The 21,539-nt window shown below is 61.6% G+C and carries 21 protein-coding genes and 1 tRNA gene; 10 read left to right on the top strand and 12 right to left on the bottom strand.

What is annotated here, in order from left to right:
* Nucleotides 1–396 precede the first annotated feature (396 nt).
* Both A8B82_RS20190 and pyrF read left to right on the top strand, forming a co-directional pair.
* Nucleotides 397–711 carry an orotidine 5-phosphate decarboxylase gene (locus A8B82_RS20190; RefSeq protein ID WP_067296631.1) on the top strand — a complete coding sequence of 105 codons (315 nt, stop codon included), beginning with the start codon at nt 397–399 and terminating at the stop codon, nt 709–711.
* A 270-nt stretch (nt 712–981) separates the two neighbouring features.
* Nucleotides 982–1,704, top strand: coding sequence for an orotidine-5'-phosphate decarboxylase (gene pyrF, locus A8B82_RS20185; protein WP_067296628.1), 723 nt, complete (start codon nt 982–984; stop codon nt 1,702–1,704).
* Nucleotides 1,705–1,940: 236 nt separating this feature from the next.
* Here pyrF and A8B82_RS20180 read toward each other — a convergent pair whose 3' ends face one another.
* Entirely contained in the window at nt 1,941–2,360 is a 420-nt protein-coding gene (locus tag A8B82_RS20180) for an NUDIX hydrolase (RefSeq protein ID WP_067296626.1), read from the bottom strand.
* A gap of 60 nt (nt 2,361–2,420) precedes the next feature.
* Between A8B82_RS20180 and A8B82_RS20175 the strand changes: the two genes are divergently transcribed.
* Nucleotides 2,421–3,674: a DNA polymerase IV gene (locus A8B82_RS20175; protein ID WP_067296624.1), complete on the top strand. Its 1,254-nt coding sequence runs from the start codon at nt 2,421–2,423 to the stop codon at nt 3,672–3,674.
* A gap of 150 nt (nt 3,675–3,824) precedes the next feature.
* Here the strand turns inward: A8B82_RS20175 and A8B82_RS20170 are convergent, their stop codons facing one another.
* Entirely contained in the window at nt 3,825–4,685 is an 861-nt protein-coding gene (locus A8B82_RS20170; protein WP_067296621.1) for an N-formylglutamate amidohydrolase, read from the bottom strand.
* 149 nt (nt 4,686–4,834) lie between these two features.
* Between A8B82_RS20170 and A8B82_RS20165 the strand changes: the two genes are divergently transcribed.
* The 3 genes from A8B82_RS20165 (at nt 4,835) to yghU (ending at nt 6,208) form a co-directional block, all read left to right on the top strand.
* A tRNA-Val gene (locus A8B82_RS20165) sits at nt 4,835–4,909 on the top strand.
* 89 nt (nt 4,910–4,998) lie between these two features.
* A complete protein-coding gene (ykgO, locus tag A8B82_RS20160; protein ID WP_005850168.1) occupies nt 4,999–5,124 on the top strand; it encodes a type B 50S ribosomal protein L36 in 126 nt (41 codons plus the stop codon).
* Between the two features lie 205 nt (nt 5,125–5,329).
* Entirely contained in the window at nt 5,330–6,208 is an 879-nt protein-coding gene (yghU, locus tag A8B82_RS20155; RefSeq protein ID WP_067296618.1) for a glutathione-dependent disulfide-bond oxidoreductase, read from the top strand.
* Between the two features lie 32 nt (nt 6,209–6,240).
* Here the strand turns inward: yghU and A8B82_RS20150 are convergent, their stop codons facing one another.
* On the bottom strand, nt 6,241–7,914 hold the full coding sequence (locus A8B82_RS20150; RefSeq protein ID WP_082899399.1) for an ABC transporter permease: 1,674 nt from the start codon (nt 7,912–7,914) through the stop codon (nt 6,241–6,243).
* Between the two features lie 89 nt (nt 7,915–8,003).
* Between A8B82_RS20150 and A8B82_RS20145 the strand changes: the two genes are divergently transcribed.
* Nucleotides 8,004–8,762, top strand: coding sequence for a glutaredoxin family protein (locus tag A8B82_RS20145; protein WP_067296616.1), 759 nt, complete (start codon nt 8,004–8,006; stop codon nt 8,760–8,762).
* Nucleotides 8,763–8,772: 10 nt separating this feature from the next.
* On the opposite strand, the gene A8B82_RS20140 is transcribed toward A8B82_RS20145, so the two are convergent.
* The 8 genes from A8B82_RS20140 to A8B82_RS20105 all read right to left on the bottom strand — a co-directional run bounded on the left by A8B82_RS20140 (nt 8,773) and on the right by A8B82_RS20105 (nt 17,973).
* Nucleotides 8,773–9,975 (bottom strand): phenylacetate--CoA ligase family protein, encoded by a 1,203-nt coding sequence (locus tag A8B82_RS20140; protein ID WP_067296613.1) that lies wholly within the window; start codon nt 9,973–9,975, stop codon nt 8,773–8,775.
* Between the two features lie 95 nt (nt 9,976–10,070).
* Nucleotides 10,071–10,907, bottom strand: a complete 837-nt coding sequence (locus tag A8B82_RS20135) for an ABC transporter ATP-binding protein (RefSeq protein ID WP_067296610.1) — start codon at nt 10,905–10,907, stop codon at nt 10,071–10,073.
* Between the two features lie 71 nt (nt 10,908–10,978).
* Nucleotides 10,979–12,262 (bottom strand): ABC transporter substrate-binding protein, encoded by a 1,284-nt coding sequence (locus tag A8B82_RS20130; protein WP_067296608.1) that lies wholly within the window; start codon nt 12,260–12,262, stop codon nt 10,979–10,981.
* A gap of 84 nt (nt 12,263–12,346) precedes the next feature.
* Nucleotides 12,347–13,423 carry a branched-chain amino acid ABC transporter permease gene (locus A8B82_RS20125; RefSeq protein ID WP_067296605.1) on the bottom strand — a complete coding sequence of 359 codons (1,077 nt, stop codon included), beginning with the start codon at nt 13,421–13,423 and terminating at the stop codon, nt 12,347–12,349.
* 72 nt (nt 13,424–13,495) lie between these two features.
* Nucleotides 13,496–14,503: a branched-chain amino acid ABC transporter permease gene (locus A8B82_RS20120; RefSeq protein WP_067296602.1), complete on the bottom strand. Its 1,008-nt coding sequence runs from the start codon at nt 14,501–14,503 to the stop codon at nt 13,496–13,498.
* Nucleotides 14,504–14,530: 27 nt separating this feature from the next.
* The gene (locus tag A8B82_RS20115) at nt 14,531–15,115 is read right to left on the bottom strand and encodes a hypothetical protein (protein WP_161489485.1); all 585 of its coding nucleotides are present in this window, start codon (nt 15,113–15,115) and stop codon (nt 14,531–14,533) included.
* Nucleotides 15,108–15,926, bottom strand: a complete 819-nt coding sequence (locus A8B82_RS20110; RefSeq protein WP_067296596.1) for an ABC transporter ATP-binding protein — start codon at nt 15,924–15,926, stop codon at nt 15,108–15,110. The genes A8B82_RS20115 and A8B82_RS20110 overlap by 8 nt, the downstream gene beginning before the upstream one ends.
* A 79-nt stretch (nt 15,927–16,005) precedes the next feature.
* On the bottom strand, nt 16,006–17,973 hold the full coding sequence (locus A8B82_RS20105) for an AMP-binding protein (RefSeq protein WP_082899398.1): 1,968 nt from the start codon (nt 17,971–17,973) through the stop codon (nt 16,006–16,008).
* 199 nt (nt 17,974–18,172) lie between these two features.
* Here A8B82_RS20105 and A8B82_RS20100 point away from each other — a divergent pair, with 199 nt between their 5' ends.
* From A8B82_RS20100 to A8B82_RS20090, 3 genes are read left to right on the top strand one after another with little or no spacing between them, the layout of a single operon-like run.
* A complete protein-coding gene (locus tag A8B82_RS20100; protein ID WP_067296591.1) occupies nt 18,173–20,083 on the top strand; it encodes a hybrid sensor histidine kinase/response regulator in 1,911 nt (636 codons plus the stop codon).
* A gap of 2 nt (nt 20,084–20,085) precedes the next feature.
* Complete coding sequence (locus A8B82_RS20095; RefSeq protein ID WP_067296588.1) at nt 20,086–20,796, top strand: response regulator transcription factor; 711 nt, start codon at nt 20,086–20,088, stop codon at nt 20,794–20,796.
* Nucleotides 20,787–21,260: a GNAT family N-acetyltransferase gene (locus A8B82_RS20090; RefSeq protein WP_067296585.1), complete on the top strand. Its 474-nt coding sequence runs from the start codon at nt 20,787–20,789 to the stop codon at nt 21,258–21,260. Before A8B82_RS20095 ends, A8B82_RS20090 begins: the two co-directional genes overlap by 10 nt.
* A gap of 49 nt (nt 21,261–21,309) precedes the next feature.
* Here the strand turns inward: A8B82_RS20090 and A8B82_RS20085 are convergent.
* On the bottom strand, nt 21,310–21,539 hold a 230-nt coding region (locus A8B82_RS20085; RefSeq protein ID WP_138069824.1), incomplete at its 5' end, for a M20/M25/M40 family metallo-hydrolase.

The raw sequence follows: 21,539 nt of genomic DNA, 5'->3' as shown, positions 1-21,539 counted from the left end.
CACCACAAGCACCAATACCGCGAGAGCGGTTTCGTCCTCGTCCCGCAAAGCGGCCCCTCGCTCACCCCGCGTCGAAGGGCCGGATTGGGCCGGAATTGCCTGGCACGACGTTCGATAGAACCTGTCAGATGCCGGGTGACAGGATGCGCAGGCAGGGCCAATGCGTCTGGGGACAGGCAGCGCACCAGGGGAACGGCAAAAATCCGCCCAATTTGCGACAAATTCCGCAGAAATGAAAAATTCCATACCGGGATAGCCGACTGTAATAAAAAGATTATTCCAATTTATTCACAGCATTTTCCGGAATTCATGCAACCATTTCGCAACATAATCGTTGTTGTCTAAAGCAGCACCAATCACCTGCGACAACGATCAAGGCCTTGTGAGGTAATCTTCATGCAGAATCCAAGCATTCAACTGTCAGATGTGATCTACAACGCCGCCGAACAGACGTTTGAGGCGCTTGTCACCCTCCATCGCGACGGAACCGCACGCAAATATGCCTGCGCCATCAATGCGCCCATCACCATGTCTTTCGAACAGGCGGCCGAGGGTTTGAAAAAACAGGCCATCCGCCGCGACCGGCAAGGTGTCGGCATGTATTCCGAACAGGTCCGCCGTGCCGCGCAGCAACGTGCCGGTCGGCCCCGTTTCGACCCGCGCCGCTGGCTGGAAAGCCTGATCGCCATGCCCGGCAACCGCGCCGCCTGATCTTAACAGTTTTCCGCGCGGCACCTGCCTGCCCGCGCGGACAGCGGGGCACCGCTGCATATTCTGTCCATGCAGCCGCCCCACCATCAGAGACCTTTTGCCTGCCTGCACTGTCTCTGACACACTGACCCGGATATCGCGCAAGCATATCCGGGTTTTTTTTCGTCCCGCAGTACCTGCCCGCACCAGACAGACGCTCTTTTCTCTGGACAGCTTCCTGTCAAACCGACTACGACCCAAGCGTTTGCCCGCATCAGCCAAGGAAGCCATATGACCGATGACCGCCTGATCGTAGCCCTCGATGTTCCCAATGCCATCGCCGGGCTGGCCCTTGCGGAGAAACTGGGCGACGCCGTCAGTTTCTACAAGATCGGGCTCGGCATGTTGACCGGCGGTGGGCTGGCGCTCGCAAATGAGCTCAAGCAAGAGCACGGCAAACGCATCTTTCTGGACATGAAGCTGTTCGACATCGGTGCAACCGTCGAAGCGGCGGTGCGCGGCCTTGCGCAATTCGAACTCGATTTCCTCACGGTGCACGGTGACCCCTATGTCGTCGCCGCCGCCCGCGAAGGGGCGGGCGGGCATGACACAAAGATCCTCGCGGTAACAATCCTGACGTCTCTGGACCGCACCGACCTTGACGGCGCGCTGATCCGCGACGGGGCCATCCCCGATCTGGTGCAGACCCGCGCCGCCCATGCTTTCGAAGCGGGTGCAGACGGCATCATCTGCTCCCCCCACGAGGCCGCCCTTGTCCGCGCGCTGCCCGAAGCGGAAGGCAAATTGATCGTCACCCCCGGTGTCCGCCCCGTCGGCAGTGCGCCCGGCGATCAGAAACGCATCATGACACCGGCACAGGCGATTGCCGCAGGCGCGGATCATGTTGTTGTCGGCCGCCCCATCTGGGCGGTGCCCGACCCCCGTGATGCAACGCTGGAAATCCTCGCCGAGATGAAAAGCCCGCAAGCATCAAGACCCAACGCCCCGTCCTGAAGCCTCCAGGATTTGCTGGCTGCCCTGCCTGAATTTCAACCACTGACTGTAACATAAATGACAACATCGGGCTTCCTGACTGCCCGGTCAGGAATTCCCGACTATGTGACCTCTGCCTGCCATGTTAACCTTAGGTCAGGTGATACTCCCCGACGAACTGGTTCTTCCTGAAGTTCGTCAACTCCCCCCCGCTGAAGAAGGCGGGGGGCTTTGTCATTGAAATCAGATCAAAGACTTCAGACGCCCTCGCTGTTCAGGAACAGCCGCAGGCGTGCCTGAAAGGCCGGAACGGCCTTGGGATGCGCCAGAAACTCGTCGGGTGACATCAGCGCCCATCGCTGCCCCTCGTTCCCGAAAATGACATCTTCGGCCACGCGGACCGGCTGCTCTGCCACAAAGAACCACTTGACCTGCCCATCCTCGGTGAACCGCTGCCGCCAGGTCACCGCGTCTCTGGACACCGTCAGCCCCAATTCCTCGTGACACTCGCGAAGCGCGCAATCGAGCGGCGTTTCATCCCCCTCGCGCCCGCCGCCGGGCAAGTCCCAGTATCCCGCAAAAGGCAGGCCGGGGTAGTCATCCCGCAGGATCACGGCCAGCTTCGCGCCGATGAACAGCGCAAGCTTGGCACCGTCAAAGCCTTCGTCCTGCCCCATGTTCTTTCCTTCGCTCGCCCGCTACACTGGCTACATAACCTTTCTCATCCGTGTGCCAAGATGGCGAGCCTTTGTCGTGACTGCCTGAAAGAACAACCTGCCGTGGCGCGGTGCGCCGCCTGCGGCAGCCCTCGGGTGCTGTCCCATCCCGAACTCATGGATCTGACCATCGCCCATATGGATTGCGATGCCTTCTATGCCTCGGTGGAAAAGCGCGACAATCCGGCGCTGGCAGGCAAGCCCGTGATCATCGGCGGCGGTCGGCGCGGGGTGGTCTCTACCGCCTGCTACGTCGCGCGCATTCGCGGCGTGCGCTCTGCAATGCCGATGTTCAAGGCGCTCAAGCTCTGCCCCGAGGCGGTGATCATCAAACCCCGGATGGAGGCCTATGTCGAAGCCTCCCGCGCCATCCGCGCGATGATGGAGGAACTGACCCCCGCCATTCAGCCGCTTTCCCTGGACGAGGCCTTTCTCGACATGACCGGCACCCAGCGCCTGCATGGCGCGGCACCCGCTGTCATGCTGGCCCGACTGGTCCGGCGCATGAAAACCGAATTGGGGCTGACCGGGTCCATCGGGCTCAGCCACAACAAATTTCTGGCCAAGGTCGCCTCCGACCTCGACAAGCCGCACGGCTTTTCCGTCATCGGCAAGGCGGAAACCGCAGAATTCCTGCGCGACAAACCGGTCAGCATGATCTGGGGGGTCGGTGCGGTCACGCAGGCCGCGCTGGAAAAGGCCGGCGTGCGCAGCTTTTCCGACCTTCTGCGCTGGGAAAGGGAGGATCTGGTCCTTCGGTTCGGCGGCATGGGCGAACGTCTGTGGCATCTGGCGCGCGGCCAGGATCAGCGCCGCGTCTCGGCACATGAACCTGTCAAATCCATCTCCAAGGAAACCACCTTTGGCGAGGACACCGGCGATGCCGACATTCTGGATGGCCACATCTGGCGGCTGTCGGTGCAGGTGGCCGACCGGGCCAAGGCCAAGGGGATGGCCGGGCGCATCGTGACGCTGAAACTGAAACACGCGAATTTCAAGTCTCTGACCCGCCGGGTCTCGCTTCCCGACCACACCCAGCTTGCGGATCGCATTTACCGCCACGCCCGCGCGCTCTTTGACCAGTTGGGCGATCCCGGCCCTTTCCGCCTGATCGGCGTCGGTATCTCCGACATCGGAACGCCGGAGGGGGCCGATCTGGCCGGCGACCTGCTGGACCCGCAGGCAGACCAACGCAACCGCGCGGAACGCGCCACCGACAGCATCCGTTCGCGCTTTGGCGAGAAGGCCATCGTAAAGGGGCGTGCCCTGCGCTGAGCATATCGCTCAAGAATGGGAACGGATTTGAGCGCCTTGGATATGTGATATCAATAGACCAGAGGGCGCGGTGAACGTCCCGATCTACGCAGCTCTTGGCGCAGGCACCGCCCCCACCGATACCGAGACAGCGCCCCGGGCCCTGAGCAACTATTCGGCGGCCAACGGCAACCGGCCCTGGCCGATCAACGCCACTTCACCGACCACCTGCTGCAGGGCTTTGCGCACCGCGTCAAAGTCGCCATTGGGCCGGATCAGCGCCTCATTCATGTATAGCGAGCGGTCGATTTCGACCTGAACCGCATGTTGTCCGCGCGACGGACGCCCGTAAGCCTGCGTGATATATGCCCCCGCAAAGGGGGTGTTGCGGGTCACCACGAATCCGGCGTCGGCAAAAGCCGCCTCAATCCGGTCCACGACTTCGCCCGTGGCAGAGGCACCAAACCGGTCCCCCAGCACCACGTCAGGGCGGCGCATGCCCGACCGGGCCACGCCGTCCATCGCCTCATGCGGCATGGAATGGCAATCCAGCAACACCGCCTGGCCATGCCGCTGATGCGCTGCATCCAGCAGTTTTTGCACCATGTCATGATAGGGCTGCCAATATTGCGTGATACGGCGCTCTGCCTCCGCGCCGGTGATCTTGCCCCGGTAGATGGCCCGCCCGTTCGACACCACACGAGGGATAACGCCAAGGCCAGAGGCCACCCGTGGATTATGCCCCTGCCTGCGCACCCCCTCGATCAGGGCCGGGTCCAACTCGTCGTTGGATCGGTTCAGATCCACAAAGGCGCGGGGCGCGCCAGCCTTGATAAAGGTCGCACCGAAACGCGGCGCGCAGTCGAACAACATGTCGACAAAAGCATCTTCCGAAGACCGGATCGCGTGTTCGTCCAGCACCGTTTTGCGCAGGAAAGACCAAGGGTAATCCCGCCCGGAATGGGGCGAGGCAAAGACCACGCAGGACCGATTGCGCTCCGGGTGTAAAACTTCGTAAGCAGACTTCGGCATACGGCCCCCTTTCACGATCAACATAGCGCAGAAACTTGCGATGCCAAAAGCCCTTGATCATGTGCCCGACTCCTTTTATAGCACCCCTCACGGCGCGGGTTTTCGCGCCCCATTTTGTTTGGGGCCGTGCATAATCCGTGTTTCAGTGTGGGTGATTAGCTCAGCGGTAGAGCACTTCGTTGACATCGAAGGGGTCACTGGTTCGATCCCAGTATCGCCCACCACCGAATTTCACTGGTCTGACCGCCCTTGGCGTGTCGGGCTGCCCGCAACCCGGCGCTGGTTCGCGCCAGACAGAAAGATGGAGAAGGACATGAAAGTTCGCAACTCGCTCCGCTCGCTCAAGAACCGGCACCGTGATTGCCGCGTTGTGCGTCGCAAAGGCCGCGTTTACGTGATCAACAAGACCCAACGCCGGTTCAAAGCCCGCCAGGGCTGAGATCTGCCAGCAATTACCAAATTAAAAAGGCTGTCCTTCCGGGCGGCCTTTTTTCTTGTCCGGTTCCGCCATCCTTCCCCCGGATCACAACCATGTTTGCGGCTGGCTACGATTTTCCACTGGCCCTCCGGGGGCCAAAGCGCCACGTTACGCCCAATCCACAAAGTGCAACCGCCTTGCACCACGCCGAAGAAAAGGAACCCACATGGCCGAGATGAAAACCTACACCCCGCCCAAGGTCTGGACCCAGGATGCCGACAGCGGCGGTCGCTTTGCCAGCATCAACCGCCCTGTCGCGGGCCCAACCAGCGAAAAAGACTTGCCGGTCGGCAAGCATCCCTTCCAGCTCTACTCGCTGGCCACGCCCAACGGCGTCAAGGTAACCGTCCTGTTCGAGGAACTATTGGCAGCGGGTCACACAGGCGCGGAATATGACGCCTGGATCATCAACATCATGGAAGGCGACCAATTCACCTCCGGTTTCGTCTCGGCCAACCCGAATTCGAAAATTCCCGCGCTGATGGATCATTCCGGCGACAAGCCGCAGCGGGTCTTCGAATCTGCGTCGATCATGTTGCACCTGGCGGAAAAGTTCGGTGCCTTCATCCCCGAAACCCCATCAGACCGGACAGAGATGCTGTCCTGGCTGTTCTGGCAGATGGGCAGCGCGCCCTATCTTGGTGGTGGCTTCGGCCATTTTTACGCCTATGCGCCGGAAAAATGGCAATACCCCATCGACCGCTTCACCATGGAGGCGAAACGCCAGCTTGACGTGCTGGACCGGCATCTGGCTGAAAACGAATGGATGGCAGGCAGCTATTCCATCGCCGACATGGCGATCTGGTCGTGGTACGGGCAGCTTGTTCTGGGTCGGCTCTACGATGCTGCCGAATTCCTCGATGTTACATCCTACAAAAACGTGCTGCGCTGGGCCGAAACCATCGACGCGCGCCCGGCCGTTAAACGGGGCCGGATGGTCAACCGCGCCTTTGGCGATGACCTGTCCATGCAGCTGCGCGAACGCCACGACGCCAGCGATTTCCAGACAAAGACCCAGGACAAGATCGAAGCCGCCGAAGGCTGAAACCATCAGGGTAAGGTGCGGCCCATCGCACCTTACCTGCGCCGCCCCCGGCCCACCTGTCGGCAGATCAGGATCACCGGCAGCAGCCCCATCGCCACGATCACCAGCGACGGCACGGCAGCGCCGCCCAGCCGCTCGTCGCTGGCCAGCCGGTAGGCCTGCACCGCCAGCGTGTCATAGTTGAACGGGCGCATGATCAGCGTGGCGGGCAGCTCTTTCATCACATCGACAAAGACAATCAACAGCGCAGTCAGCAGACTGGGCGCAAGGATTGGCAGATGTACCCGGCGCAGCGTGCCAATCGGGGTTTCACCCAGTGACCGCGCGGCGGCGTCCATGTTCGCATGGACCATCGACTGCCCCCCCTCGTAGGCACCCAGCGCCGCTGCCATGAAGCGCACCATATAGGCCGCCACCAGCAGCCAGATCGACCCGGTGATCAGCAAGCCGGTCGAAATGTCGAAGGTCGCACGCATCCAGGCGTCCAGCGCATTGTCAAAGGCCGCAAAGGGCACCATCAGCCCCACCGCGATCACCCCGCCCGGCACCGCATAGCCCAGCCGCGCCACATAGGCGGCCCCCTGTGACAACCGCCCCGGACGCAACCGGCGGAAAAAGCCCACGCAGATCGCGCCCACCACGGTAACAAGCGCCGCAGCCCCCGCCAGCGTCACCGAATTGCGCACGAAACCCAGGTAGCGCGGGCTCAGAAGGTCCTGCTCCGAGCCAAGGCCCATCACAAGCAGGATCACAATGGGCAGCAGCGCGCCAAAAACCACAGGCACCCCGCAAAGCACCAGCGCGCCGATCCCCGACCAGCCGCGCAGCTCGATCGGGGGCATGCCGGGCGCGCGGCGCGCCGGGTCGTGATACTTTGCCCGGCCCCGCTGAACCCGCTCCAGCATTGCCAGCAACAGGGCAACCGACAGCAGGCACAACGCCAGTTGCGCGGCACCCGCCCGGTCATACAGCGAAAACCACGATGTATAGATGCCGGTGGCAAAGGTCTGCACACCAAAATAGGCGACAGTGCCGAAATCGGCGATGGTCTCCATCACGGTCAGCAAGACGCCGCCAGCAATTGCCGGGCGCGCCAGCGGCAGGCTGACCTTGCAAAATGCCGAAAAGGCAGAGGAGCCCAGCGCCCGTGCCGCCAGAAATGTCGTGCCGCTTTGCTGCAGGAACGCGGCACGCGCCAAAAGATAGACATAAGGATAAAGCACCAGGATCAGCATCACTGCCGCCCCGCCCAAAGACCGAACATCCGGGAACCAATAGTCGCGCGGCCCCCAGCCGGTCACGTCGCGAAGTGTGCTTTGCACGATGCCAGGATGATCCAGCACAAAGGTATAGGCATAGGCCAGCACATAGGCCGGAAACGCCAGCGGCAGCACCAGCGCGATCTCAAGAAACCGCACAGCGGGAAAACGCGTCATGGTCACCAGCCAGGCCGCGCCGACCCCCACTGCAAAGGTGCCTGCCGCCACCATCACAACCAATTTGAGCGTGGTCCAAGTATAGGCCCCCAGCACGGTCGAGACGAGGTGCCGCACAGTATCCGTGCCCCCGCTCAGCGCCGCGATCAACACCGCCAGCATCGGCAGCGCGCAGATCACGGCAACGAGCACCGCGCCAAAAGCCAGACCCCGCGCCCGATCGGTCGGGGCAGGGTGTCTTGTGATCGTCTTTCTGGTGCTCTGGGCCATGGCCCTATTTCGATCATTTAAGTCAGGAATGCCAGACCCCGCTGGCCTGATACCTCGGAACAATCCGCAGCACGGCGCGTTTGGCCGACATGAAAGATGATCGCAACTCGAAAGCCAAGACAGCAAAACTCTATCGCATGGTCATGCCCGACCATCTTTGCCCCTTCGGCCTCAAAGCCAAGGATTTGCTGGAGCGTGAAGGCTTCGAAGTCGAGGATCACCACCTGAAGACCCGCGAAGAAACGGACAGCTTCCAAAAACGCGAGAATGTAGAGACGACACCGCAAGTCTACATCGGTGGTGAACGCATCGGCGGATACGATGATCTGCGCGTTCATCTGGGTCACGACAGCCCGGATGGGGACGAGACCAGCTATCAGCCCGTCATCGCTCTCTTTGCCATGGCCTTCGCCATGAGCCTTGCCTTTTGCTGGTTATCCTTCGGCACGCTGTTGACCCCAGCAGTTGTTCCGAAATTCATCGCCATTTCAATGTGCCTTCTGGCCTTGCAAAAACTTCAGGATGTCGAAAGCTTCTCGACCATGTTCCTGAACTACGACCTGCTGGCCCGCCGCTGGGTCCGATATGGCAAGTTGTACCCCTTTGGCGAGGGGCTGGCGGGCGTCCTGATGCTTGCAGGCGTTGCCACATGGCTTTCAGCACCAGTCGCACTCTTTATCGGCACCGTCGGCGCGGTTTCCGTGTTCAAGGCCGTCTACATCGACAAACGAGAACTCAAATGCGCCTGCGTCGGCGGGGACAGCAACGTGCCGCTGGGCTTCGTATCCCTTACCGAGAATCTGATGATGATCGCCATGGCAGTATGGATGGGCGCGACCGCGCTTTAGAGTCTTGGCCCTAGTCGTAGCTGCGCTGATCCTCGATCACGAGACCGTCCTTGGGCAGGGTGCCGGGATCAACGATCACGACTTTGCCTTTCAATTTCAGCAAGTTCGCCACCGACTGCGCATAGGCGTCCGGGTCGCCCCCCGCGCTTTCGATATGGACCGTCATGACGTCCTGCTCTCCCGCGCGGCTGGCGACAACGCGCGCCTTGCTGATCTCGTCATGCTGCGCGACCAATGCCGCCACCTGCTCGGGGCGGACGAACATGCCCTTGATCTTGGTGGTCTGGTCAGCCCGGCCCATCCAACCCCTGATGCGCATGTTGGTGCGCCCGCAGGGCGATGCGCCCGGCATCACCGCAGACAGGTCGCCCGTGGCAAAACGGATCAGCGGATAATCCGGGTTGAGCGAGGTCACGACAACTTCGCCAACCTCCCCCACCGCGACGGGAACACCGGTGCCGGGGGTCACGATTTCGACGATCACCCCCTCGTCCACGATCATGCCCTCCATCGCAGCGCTTTCGTAGGCGATATTGCCCAGATCGGCGGTGGCATAGCACTGGAGGCAGGAAATCCGCCGGTCGATGTAGTACTGGCGCAAGGAGGGGAACAGCGCACCACCCCCGACAACGGCCTTGGTGATGCCCAGGGCCACGCCCAACTCATCCGCCTTTTCCAGAATGATCTTGAGGTAATCGGGCGTTCCGGCATAGGCGGTTGTGCCAACATCCCGCGCCGCCGTGACCTGCAATTCGGTCTGGCCCACACCGGCAGGCAGAACCATCGCCCCCACCGCCCGTGCGCCGCTTTCAAACATATGGCCCGCAGGGGTCAGATGATAACCAAAGCAGTTCTGCACGATGTCATCCGCACCCAGCCCCGCCGCATGCAGGAAACGCCCCATGCGGAACCAGTCGGCAGAGCTGCCGCCGGGCTCATAGATCGGTCCGGGGGACTGGAACACATGGGTCGCGTTGCGCACGGCAATCCCGCCAAAGGGCGGCCTTGCCTTCTGCCAGCCGCTCAGGTCGGATTTCCGCAGAACCGGCAGTTTCGGCAAGTCCTCCGGCCCGCCGACAGCGGCGGCATCGGCGCGCCAACCTTCCGGCGCATCCGTGATCCCGGCAAGGATCTCTTTCAGCCGCGCCGCCTGCGCCGCCGCCCTTGCATCCGCGCTGCGAATTTCGAGATCATCGAAATGGGAAGCTGACATGACTTTGACCCTTGTTCTTCGATTATTGCGATGGGCCGCGCCCATCTTACGTTTCGGCTCGTCCTGGATTCACCGGGCAGGTCGCCCGTGACACCTCAGGACAGCCAGCGCTTGCGCCGCCGGTAGGACCGCACATCGCGATAGCTCTTGCGGCCCTCGTCCGACAGACCAAGGTAAAATTCCTTCACATCCTGGTTTTCACGCAGGTCCTTGGCCGGCCCGTCCATTACCACCCGGCCGGATTCCAGGATGTAGCCGTAATGTGCAAACCGCAGCGCCACGTTGGTGTTCTGTTCGGCCAAAAGAAAGGTCACGCCCTGCTCTTCGTTGATTGACTTCACGATCTCGAAAATCTGTTCGACCAGTTGCGGCGCAAGCCCCATCGACGGCTCATCCAGCAGGATGGTTTCGGGCTTGGACATCAGCGCGCGGCCCACCGCGCACATCTGCTGCTCCCCGCCCGAGGTATAGCCAGCCTGGCTCCGACGACGTTCCTTCAGGCGCGGAAAATAATCATAGACCATCTCAAGGTCGGCATTGATCGCAGCCGTGCCATCGCTGCGGGTATAGGCCCCTGTCAGCAGATTCTCCTCGATTGTCAGATGCTCGAAGCAGTGCCGCCCCTCCATCACCTGCACGACACCCTTCTTGACGGTCTCGGCCGGGTCAGCGTGGTGGATCGGCTCACCGCGATACTTGATCGACCCCTTGGTCACCTCGCCCCGCTCGGACGCCAGCAAACCCGAAATCGCTTTGAGCGTGGTGGTCTTGCCCGCGCCGTTGCCACCCAGCAGGGCGGTGATCCCCCCTTTGGGCACGTTCAGGCTCACCCCCTTCAACACGAGGATCACATGGTTGTAGATCACTTCGATGTTGTTGACTTCCAGCACGTTGTCCACCTGCACGGCGGCAGTGTCGGTGTCATCCAGCATGGCCTTCATCCTTTGTTGATCAATGCTGCACCCGGCCACCGCCTGAACGGCAGCCGGGGCATGGTCCTGCGTCAACCGCAGTTGTTCTCAATGTTGTTCTCTGCCGCATAGGCGGCGGAGTCTTCTTCGATCAGCGGCTGAATGACATCCATGTCCGTGGGCGCAAAATCAGAGATCAGCGTCCATTCCTTGGCTGTGGCATCCCACTGCGTCACACCGACAAGGCCCGTGCCGCCGTGGTTGGAACAGGACACGTCAAAGGTCGGACCAAAGTTCGGCAGACCCAGTTCGGTCATCTTCTCTTCGGTGATCTTCAGCGCCTCCATGCCGTCACGCATCATCGCAGCGGTGATGTCGGGCGTGCCATGGATTTCCTGCGCGGTCTTTGCCGCTTCCGCCGCCAGCATCGCCGCATAGAGACCGCGGTTATACAGCACCGTGCCGATCTGGTCGCCGGCACCCGCCGCGAGCCCCTTGTCGACCACATGCGTCTTGATGTCGTCAAACACCGGGAAGTCGCTGCCCACACCGTGGAACGTCAGCGCCTTGTAGCCATCAGCCGCAGCACCTGCCGCCAGCACGTCGTTTTCCGAACCGGACCACCAGATGCCGATGAAATTCTCCATCGGGAACCGGATGTTGGCCGCTTCCTGAACAGCCACTTGGTTCATCACGCCCCAGCCATACATGATCACATAGTCAGGCTTGTCGCGACGAATCTGCAGCCACTGGGACTTCTGTTCCTGACCGGGGTGGTCAACCGGCACTTCGGTGAACTCGAAACCATGCTTCTTCGAAAGTTCTTGCAGTGTGCGGATCGGCTCCTTGCCATAGGCAGAGTTGTGATAGACCAGAGAGATCTTCTTGCCGTTCAGGTCGCCGCCGTTCTCTGCCAGCAGATAGTTGATCGCACCGGACGCTCCGTTCCAGTAGTTCGCGGGATAGTTGAACGTATGGCTGAACACCTCGCCATTGGCAGCCGAGGTCCGACCGTAGCCCATGGTGTGCATCGGAATGCCATCCGCCGTGGTCTTGGGGATCAGCTGATAGGTGATGCCTGTCGACAGGGGCTGATAGACCAGCCCGCCGCTGTCCTTGAGCGACTCGTAGCATTCCACACCTTTTTCGGTGTTATAGGCTGTCTCGCATTCCGGGACGCTGGTCATCACGCCGCCAATGCCGCCGTCACGTTCGTTCAGCATGGTAAAGTAATCGGCATAGCCGTCCGCAAAGGGGATGCCACCCGCCGCGTAAGGTCCGGTACGATAGCTCAGCGATGGAAAGACAAGGTCCGCCATCACGGGGCTTGCCGCCATCAGGCCTGCAACGGCCAGTGTTCCTAGTTTGTATGTCATCGGTGTTTCCTCCCTTGGATAAATTCCGACTTGTTACGTTCTCAGGGCCGGGTTTCACCCCCGCCTCGTTTCAGCAGCCGCCCGCTAGTGCGGGAAGGGCCACAATCTCAACTTCTCTTTTGCCACGCGCCACAGCTGCGCAATGCCATGCGGCTCAGCGACCAGGAACAGCACGATCAGCGCCCCCACGATCACAAGCTGCAAATGTGCGACGATATCTGTCGGCCAGCCCAGCCAGTCCACGCCCACAACTTTCAACATCACCGGCAACAGAACCAGAAAGGCCGCCCCGGCAAAACTGCCAAAGATGCTGCCCAGCCCGCCGATGATGATCATGAAAAGCACAAGGAACGACTTGGTGATGCCAAATGCCTCCCCGACCTCCACCGCGCCCAGATAGATGGCAAAGAACAGCGCCCCAGAGACCCCGATGAAAAATGACGACACCGCAAAGGCCGTCAGTTTGGCCCGCAGCGGGTTCACCCCGATGATCTCGGCGGCGATGTCCATGTCACGGATCGCCATCCACTTGCGCCCCACCGACCCGCGCGTCAGGTTCCGCGCCACGATGGCGCTGAAAATGGTGAAGATCAGGCAGAATGCATAGGTCGCCCAGGCCTCTGCGTTCGGGCCGGTTATGACGATGCCAAAGACATCCCGCTCCGGCGCGTTGATCTGGCCGGAGGCCGAGTAATTGTAGAACCACGGAAACCGGTTGAACAGCCAGACCAGAAAGAACTGCGCCGCCAGCGTCGCCACCGCCAGATAGAACCCCTTGATCCGCAGCGACGGCAGGCCGAACAGCACACCCACGGCGGCGGTGATCGCCCCCGCAAGCAGCACGTGGATGAACATGCTGACATCAGGCATTGCCGTCATCAGCTTGTAGCAGGCATAGGCCCCCACCGCCATGAACCCGCCGGTGCCCAGGCTCACCTGCCCGCAATAACCCACCAGAATGTTCAACCCGATCGCCGCGATGGCATAGATCAGGAAGGGCAGCAGCAGCGAGTTGGCCCAATAGTCGTTGATGACAAATGGCACCACGCAGATGGCGATGAACAGCACGAGGTAATAGCGATACCGGTCGAACTTGATCGGAAAGGTCTGTTGATCCTCGGCATAGGTTGTCCGGAAATCACCTGCTTCACGGTAGAACATGCTCAGCACTCCCCTCTTTTTGGCTCGAAATATCCCGGGGTCCGGGGCTGGCCCCGGTCCGACGCCGCCGCATTAAACCCGTTCAATGATTTTCTCCCCGAACAGGCCTTGCGGGCGGAACACCAGGAACAGCAGCGCCAGCATGTAGGCAAACCAGTTCTCCGTCGCGCCACCCAGAAAGGGCGCGCCGATCAGGAACTCGAACAGCTTCTCGCCGACCCCGATGATCAGCCCGCCCACAATGGCACCGGGGATCGAGGTGAACCCGCCCAGCATCAGTACCGGCAAGGCCTTCAGCGCGATCAGCGACAGCGAGAACTGCACGCCCGACTTCGCGCCCCACATGATTCCGGCAACCAGCGCCACGAACCCCGCCAGCGACCAGACCAGCACCCAGATGAAGTTCAGCGACACCCCGACCGACAACGCCGCTTGGTGGTCGTCGGCCACAGCCCGCATGGCGCGGCCCTGCTTGGTGTATTGCGCGAACATCACCAGCCCGATCACCAGAATGGCGGCAACGATGGAGGCCACGATATCCAGGTTGTCGATGAAAAAGCCGTATCCGAAGGCATTGAAGGTGGTCTCGTCGATCCACATGTTCAGACCCTGCGGCAGGCAGACCCCATCCGCCGCGCAGACGTTCAGCGCCTTCAGCTCGGACCCCCACATGAGGTCCGCGACCCCCTCCAGGAAATAGGCAAGACCAATCGTCGCCATAAACAGGATGATCGGCTCCTGCCCGACAAGATGTTTGAACACGAACTTCTGCACCGCCCAGGCCAGCGCGATCATCACGATCACCGTCAGCAGGATCGCCAGGAAACTATGAACCGTCCAGCCGAACTTGTGCACATCGGTGCCAAAGATCGCGTTGATCAGATGGGCAAATGGCACCTGCCCGTTCTGGATGCCCACAAGCGTCATCGCCGCAAACAGCGCCATGACCCCCTGCGCATAGTTGAAAATGCCGCTCGCCTTGTAGATCAGCACGAACCCTAGGGCCACGAGCGCATAGAGCACCCCGGCCATAAGTCCGTTGAGAAAGACCTCGATGGTGTAGGCCAATTGTTCAGGCATGGTGATCCCCTGTCTGATCCGCAAGTCTCATTTGACGAACTTGCATTCGGTGGAATTGTTGTTGACGGGCGACTGCATCCAAAACGAGAAGGGCCGGTTTTCTTCCGGCACGTCGGACTGGACAGCATTCGGACCCGCAAGCACGGTAAGTGGAACGCCTGCGTCGGTGCAGATTTCGACAAAAAGGCTGCCCGCGCCGATGACGGGTCCCACCATCTTGGCATCCGGGCGCGCGCCGCGCCGTTCGAACCAGGTCCGGATTTCAGGTGCCGTCCGCCCCCACATCACGTCAGGATCCGTCAGATTATCCTGGTCACGCGCATCATAGCCGTCGATCCAGCACCGCGTCACCGGGCTGCTGCCGCCCGCATCGCGAAAATACCTGAGCGTCACGGGACCCGATGTCGTGTCCAGACGCGCCACCATGGTGCGGCCATCAAGACGCTTCAATGGTAGTTTTTCGAGCGACGGCAGTTCGGCACCCGACACCACCGGTTCGCACATGTCGAAGACATCGCCAAGCGTCAACTCCTGCGCAGCCACCGCGTTGGTCGCCAGCAGCAGACCGATTGCCATCAAGCCGCCAGACACCCTCCTGCCAAAGTCAGTCATGTGCCACCCCCAGATAGGCGTCAATGACATCCTGGTTGTTGCGCACTTCTGATGGGGTGCCGTCCCCGATCTTTTTGCCGTAGTCCATCACGACCACACGGTCGGAAAGGTCCATCACCACGCCCATGTCGTGTTCGATCAGCGCAATCGTGGTGCCGAATTCGTCGTTCACATCAAGGATGAAGCGGCTCATGTCCTCTTTCTCCTCCACGTTCATGCCCGCCATCGGCTCATCCAACAGCAGGATCGACGGCTCGGCGGCCAGCGCCCGCGCCAATTCGACCCGCTTTTTCAGGCCATAGGGCAGACGCGCCACCGGCGTCTTGCGGATCGCCTGAATTTCAAGGAAATCAATGATCTTTTCCGCGACTTCGCGGTTCTCGATCTCTTCGCGCTCGGCCTTGCCCTTCCAGAACGACTGGAAAAACAACCCGGTGTTCATATGCGGCAAACGCCCGGTCATCACGTTGTCCAACACGCTCATCCCCTCGAAAAGGGCGATGTTCTGAAAAGTCCGCGCGATGCCCTGTTCGGCCACCTGATAGGGTTTCATGCTTGGGCGGCGCGCGCCCTTGTACCAGACCTCGCCCTCCTGCGGGACGTAGAACCCGCTGATCACGTTCAACATCGACGACTTGCCAGCCCCGTTCGGGCCGATGATCGCGCGGATCTCGCCCTCGCGAATGTCAAAGGAGATATCCTTGATCGCCTCCACCCCGCCGAACCGCAAAGTGATGTTCTTCATCTCCATCACAACCGGTCCGATGGTGCGCCCGTCAGCGGTCTGATAGCTGTCCGCAGAGTCCTTCACACCATATCCTCTTCATTCTCGTTCACATTACACCGCTCAAGGGAGGGCGGGCGGAACGGACGCGCGCGTCGCATCGCCCTCATTCCGCAGCCATTTTCTTGCGCGTATCCGCAAATACCCTGGCGTCACGCACTTCCAGCGTTGCCTTGATGCTGCCCTTGCGACCATCCTCATAGGTGACTTCGGTCTCGGTACTCACGCTCTTCGATCCGTCGTAAAGCGCCGCGATGATGTCATCGAACTTCTCGGCGATGATCTTGCGCCGCACCTTGCGGGTCCGCGTCAGCTCCCCGTCATCGGCGTCCAACTCCTTGTGCAGCACGACAAAGCGGTGCAACTGGCAGCCTGACAGCATCTCGTCCTCGGCGATACTGGCGTTGACCTCTTCCACATGGGACTGGATCGTATCCATCACCATCGGGTGCCGCGCCAGTTCCTGATAGGAGGCATAGCCGATGTTGTTGCGCTCCGCCCAGTTTCCCACCGCCGTCAGGTCGATGTTGATAAAGGCGGTGCATTCACTGCGCCCGTTGCCAAAGACAACGGCCTCAAGGATGTTGGGATAGAACTTCAGCTTGTTCTCGACGTATTTCGGCGCAAACAGCGATCCATCCGCCATCTTGCCCACGTCCTTGGCCCGGTCGATGATGCGCAGATGGCCGGAGCCTTCCTCGATGAAACCCGCATCACCTGTGGCGACCCAGCCTTCGGCATCCTTGGTGTCTGCGGTGCTTTCGGGGTTCTTGTAGTATTCCACAAAAACGCCGGGCGAGCGGTAAAACACCTCGCCATTCTCCGCGATCCGCAATTCCACACCGGGGCAGGTCACCCCGACCGTATCGCTGCGCACCTCCCCATCGGGCTGCGCGGTGATGAACACTGTGGCCTCCGTCTGGCCATAGAGCTGCTTGAGGTTGATCCCCAGCGACCGGTAGAAATCAAAGATCTCCGGCCCGATCGCCTCACCGGCGGTATAGCCCACGCGCACCCGGCTGAAACCCAGGGTATTTTTCAGTGGGCCATAGACCATGATCTCACCCAGCCGGTATTTCAGCCGGTCCCATGTGCCGACGCTTTTGCCATCCAGTATCGCAGGCCCCACCTTGCGGGCATGGGCCATGAAAGTGTCGAACAGCCACTTCTTGAAGCGGCTCGCGTCCTCCATCCGGATCATCACGCTGGTCAGCTGGGTCTCGAACACGCGCGGCGGCGCAAAGTAATAGGTCGGCCCGATCTCGCGCAGGTCCACATGCATCGTATCCGCCGATTCCGGGCAGTTCGTGCAAAACCCGGCCCAGAGCGCCTGACCCACCGAAAAGATGAAATCGCCAACCCATGCCATCGGCAGATAGGCCAGAATATCGTCCGACTGCCGCAGGTCGTCGAACGCGCAGGATGACTTTGCCGTCTCGATGATGTTGCGGTTCGACAGGACCACGCCCTTGGGCTTGCCCGTCGTGCCGGAGGTATAAAGCATCACCCCGGTGCTGTCATAGTCCAGCTTGGCCTGCCGCGCCTCCATCTCCTTGATGTGCTTGTCGCGGTTCTCCCGGCCCAACTCCTGCACGCGGCTATATTGGGTCAGCGCGCCATGGTCGTATTTGCGCAAGCCGCGCGGATCGAGGTAGATCATCTGCTCGAAGCCAGACAACTGATCCTGCACCTCAATGATCTTGTCGACCTGCTCCTGATCGCCCACCACCGCAAAGCGCGCGCCGCAATGGTCCATGACATAGGCCATCTCTTCGGCGTTGGAATCCTGATACAGCGGCACGGGCACGGCCCCCACCATCTGCGCCGCCATCATCACCCAGTAAAGATAAGGCCGGTTGCGCCCGATGATGGCGATGAAATCGCCCTCGTTGACGCCCAGCTCCATCAGACCCAGCGCAAAGGCCTCGACCTCGTCCCGCGTCTCGGCCCAGGTCCAGCTTTGCCAGATCCCATATTCCTTTTCGCGATACGCGGGCGCGTTCGCAAATTCCTGCGCATTTCGGTGCAAAAGGGCCGGAACGGATGCTGGTCCGTCGGCGCGCGTCAGCAGCATGGCCAAATTCTAATCCTCCCAGTACCGCCCATCGGCGGCTTGATCACTTTGCGCGATTCTATCACCTGTTAAAGGTGCGACTTTGACACTGAAGGTCAACTTTTTCCCGAAGATTTCCAAATCCTTTCGAATTGTAACAGTATCGAATTCGTCTTGGCCTCAACCTGATCCCGGTGCTACGTCGAATGAAGGAGGAGCCATGCAGATCACCGACGACCCGACAAAGGCGATGACCACAGCAGGCCTGAACCTGATCGCGCAGGCGCTGACAATCTACGATTCCAACCTGCAACTGGCCGTCTGCAATGCCCCCTTCCAGCAGATGTTCAACCTGCCCGATTCGCTGGTCACACCGGGGGCGAGCTTTCGCGAAACCATCCACCACCTTGCCGCGCGGGGCGAATACGGCGAGGTCACCGACATCGACGCCTTTGTGCAGGAACGTGTCGAGCAGGCCCGCGCGTTCGAACCACACTATATGGAACGCACCCGCGCCAACGGCCGCACCATTTCGGTCGAAGGGTCCCCCCTGCCCCAGGGCGGATGGGTCACGGTCTATACCGACATCACCGCCGCCAAGACCCAGGAAGCCCTGCTGCGCGCCCGCGCCGGTGCGCTCTCCGATCAGGTGCTGGCTCACGCAGAGCAGCTTTCGCAGACCAACCGCGAACGCGCCGCGATGATCACCACACTGGAAGAGACCAAACGCCAATTGACCGAAAGCGAGGCCCGAACCCGCCTCACGACCGAAATGATGCCCGCCCATATCGCCCATGTCGGTGCCGACGGGCGCTATACCTACTCAAATCGCCGCCTCAGCAGCGTGATGCCCGGACGTCCCCGCAACATCATCGGCCTGCATATCTCAAAGGCGCTGGGCGATTTCGCCTTTTCCCGCATCAAACCCGCACTCGACCGCGCGCTGACCGGCGAACCCGCCATCGTCGAATTCACCGATCAGGAAAGCGCGCGGCGGATTCGCGGTGCCTTCACCCCCGACGGGCAGAAGGGCGCATATATCATGTCGATGGACATCACCGAAGAAACCCAGACCCGCGAGGCCCTGCAACAGACCCGCAAACGCGAGTTGGCCGCACAGATGATCTCGGGCCTCGCGCATGACTTCTCCAACCTGCTGACCATCATCCTTGGCCTGCAATCAAAACTGGGCCGCCTGCCGACCATGCCGGTCGAGGCTGCGGCGCTGATCGACGGCACCTTGTCCGCCGCCCGCCGCGGCGGCGCGCTGCTCAGTTCCATCGCGGACATGACGGGGCGCGAAACCCTGCGCCCGGTCTCCATCGACCTGGATGGCCTGATCGCCGATCTGCAAACCCTCGCGGCACCAACCCTGCCCGCCAAGGTCAACCTGACCATCGTGAACGAAGCACCGGGCACCCTGGCCCTGCTGGATCGGGGCCGCCTGACCGACAGTCTGCTGAACCTGATCCTGAACGCCCGCGATGCCATCGGCACCAGCGGCAAGATCACCGTGACCCAGCGTCTGGTCCATGACACCTGGGTCGAATGGGTGGTCACCGACAGCGGGCCGGGCTTTTCGCCCTCGGCACTGGAACGCGGGCTCGACCCGTTCTTTACCACCAAGGGCAGCGAAGGCTCCGGGCTGGGCCTGCCCATGGTCTATGACATGACTAAATCGGCAGGCGGTGACCTGCGCCTGTCCAACGCACCCGGCGGCGGCGCTCAGGTGACCCTGCGCCTGCCCTACCGGGTGGCGATCCCGGCTACTGGCGGGCTGGTCCTGCTGGTAGAGGATCACGACGCCATCCGCGCCTCTGTCCGCGACATGCTGACGGGCCTCGGCCAGTCGGTGATCGAAGCCACCAGCGCGGATGAGGCCACGGCCCTGCTGGCCGACCTGCCCGATATCACCTTTGTCCTGTCCGACATCCAGCTGGTCGGCGAAGCGACCGGCCTCGACCTCGCGCAGCGCATGGGCGGCACAACACCGCTCTGCCTGATGACCTCCCTGCCCGGCGATCACGAAATGTTTGTTGCGGCCCAGCGCCTCGCACCCGTGCTGCGCAAACCCTTCACTGAACAGGACCTGGCGGCGCTGATCCAGCCGACCCTGCAAAAAGGCCCATGACCATGACCGCCAAGGACCGCCCTCTGGTTACAATCCTCGATGACGAACCCGAAATCCGAACCATGCTGGCAGAGGCGCTGGAGGAATCGGGTTTCGACACCCTCAGCTTCGGCCGCGCCCGCGCCTTCGAGGCGGCCCTGTCCCGGCACCGCCCGGATGTCTGCCTGGTGGACCTCAGCCTGCCCGACACCGATGGGCTGACACTGGTGCACCGGCTGGCGCTGGAACAGGGGGCCATCGTCATCATCATCTCTGGCCGCGCCGAAGTGCAGGACCGTGTGACCGGGCTGGAGCTCGGCGCGGATGACTACATCATCAAACCCTTCGATCCGGCCGAAGTGGTCGCGCGCATCCGCGCCCGTCTGCGCAGCACCAAGCCCAATCCGCAGGCGGGCGATACCGCCCGTTTCAACGGCTGGACCGCACATTTCGACCGCTACGTGCTGGAAAACGCCGAAGGCGCGGAAACTCCGTTTTCCCATGCCGAAGGCGAAGTCCTGCGCCTGTTCCTCGACAGCCCCAAGCGCCTGATCAGCCGGGCGCAGATGCAGGAAAGCCTGGGCGGCGCTGCTTCCGAAAGCTTTGACCGGGCGATGGATGTGCGCATCTCGCGCCTGCGCACGAAACTCAGCGAAGACCCCAAGAACCCGCAACTGATCAAGACGATCTATGGCGCGGGTTATATCTTTCTCGGCGATGTCACATGGGGCTGACGCCCCGGCGGCACGGGCCGGATGACCCGGCGCTGGCCGCAATCCTCGATCTGATCCGCACCTGTTTTGCCCCGATGGAGGGCCGGATCGACCCGCCCTCCTCGATGCTTCGAATGACCCTGACCGGGCTGCAACAAGAGGCCGCCACCAGCGAGATCTGGTCCCTCGGCACACCGTCCCTGTCTTGCGTGATCCTGACCCCCAGGCCGCAGGCGCTCTATCTCGGCAAACTGGCCGTGCACCCCGCTGCGCGCCGGCAAGGGCACGCGCGCCGCCTGCTGGACCACGCAGAAGCCCGCGCCCGCAGCTTGCGGCTTCCGGCAGTCGAATTGCAAAGCCGCGTCGAACTGGTCGAGAATCACGCCCTCTTTGCCGCGGCCGGATATGCTGAAATCGCCCGAACCGCACACCCCGGCTACGCGCAGCCCACCTCGATCACCTTCCGCAAAACCACAGGCGGCTGACGGTGCACGTCCGGTGCACAGGTTGTGCACAGCCTGTGCCTGGCGCGTGTCAGCCCAGTTCCGCCACAGCCCGCGCCAGCACCGCAACCCCGGCCACCAGGTCATCCTCGGCAGTATCCTCCTCAAAGGCATGGCTTATCCCATTGATCGAAGGAACAAAAAGCATCGCAACCGGCATCAGCCGCGACACATTGGTGGCGTCATGCAAGGCCCCCGACGGCATCACCCGCCACTGTCCCGGTGCCACGGCCTCCGCCCCCGCCTCCAGCGCCCCCCGCA

This window comes from Sulfitobacter sp. EhC04 (assembly GCF_001650875.1).
Lineage (GTDB): Bacteria > Pseudomonadota > Alphaproteobacteria > Rhodobacterales > Rhodobacteraceae > Sulfitobacter.
The sequence above is the reverse complement of the archived record's forward strand: the minus strand, read 5'-3'. Positions and strand labels throughout refer to the sequence as shown.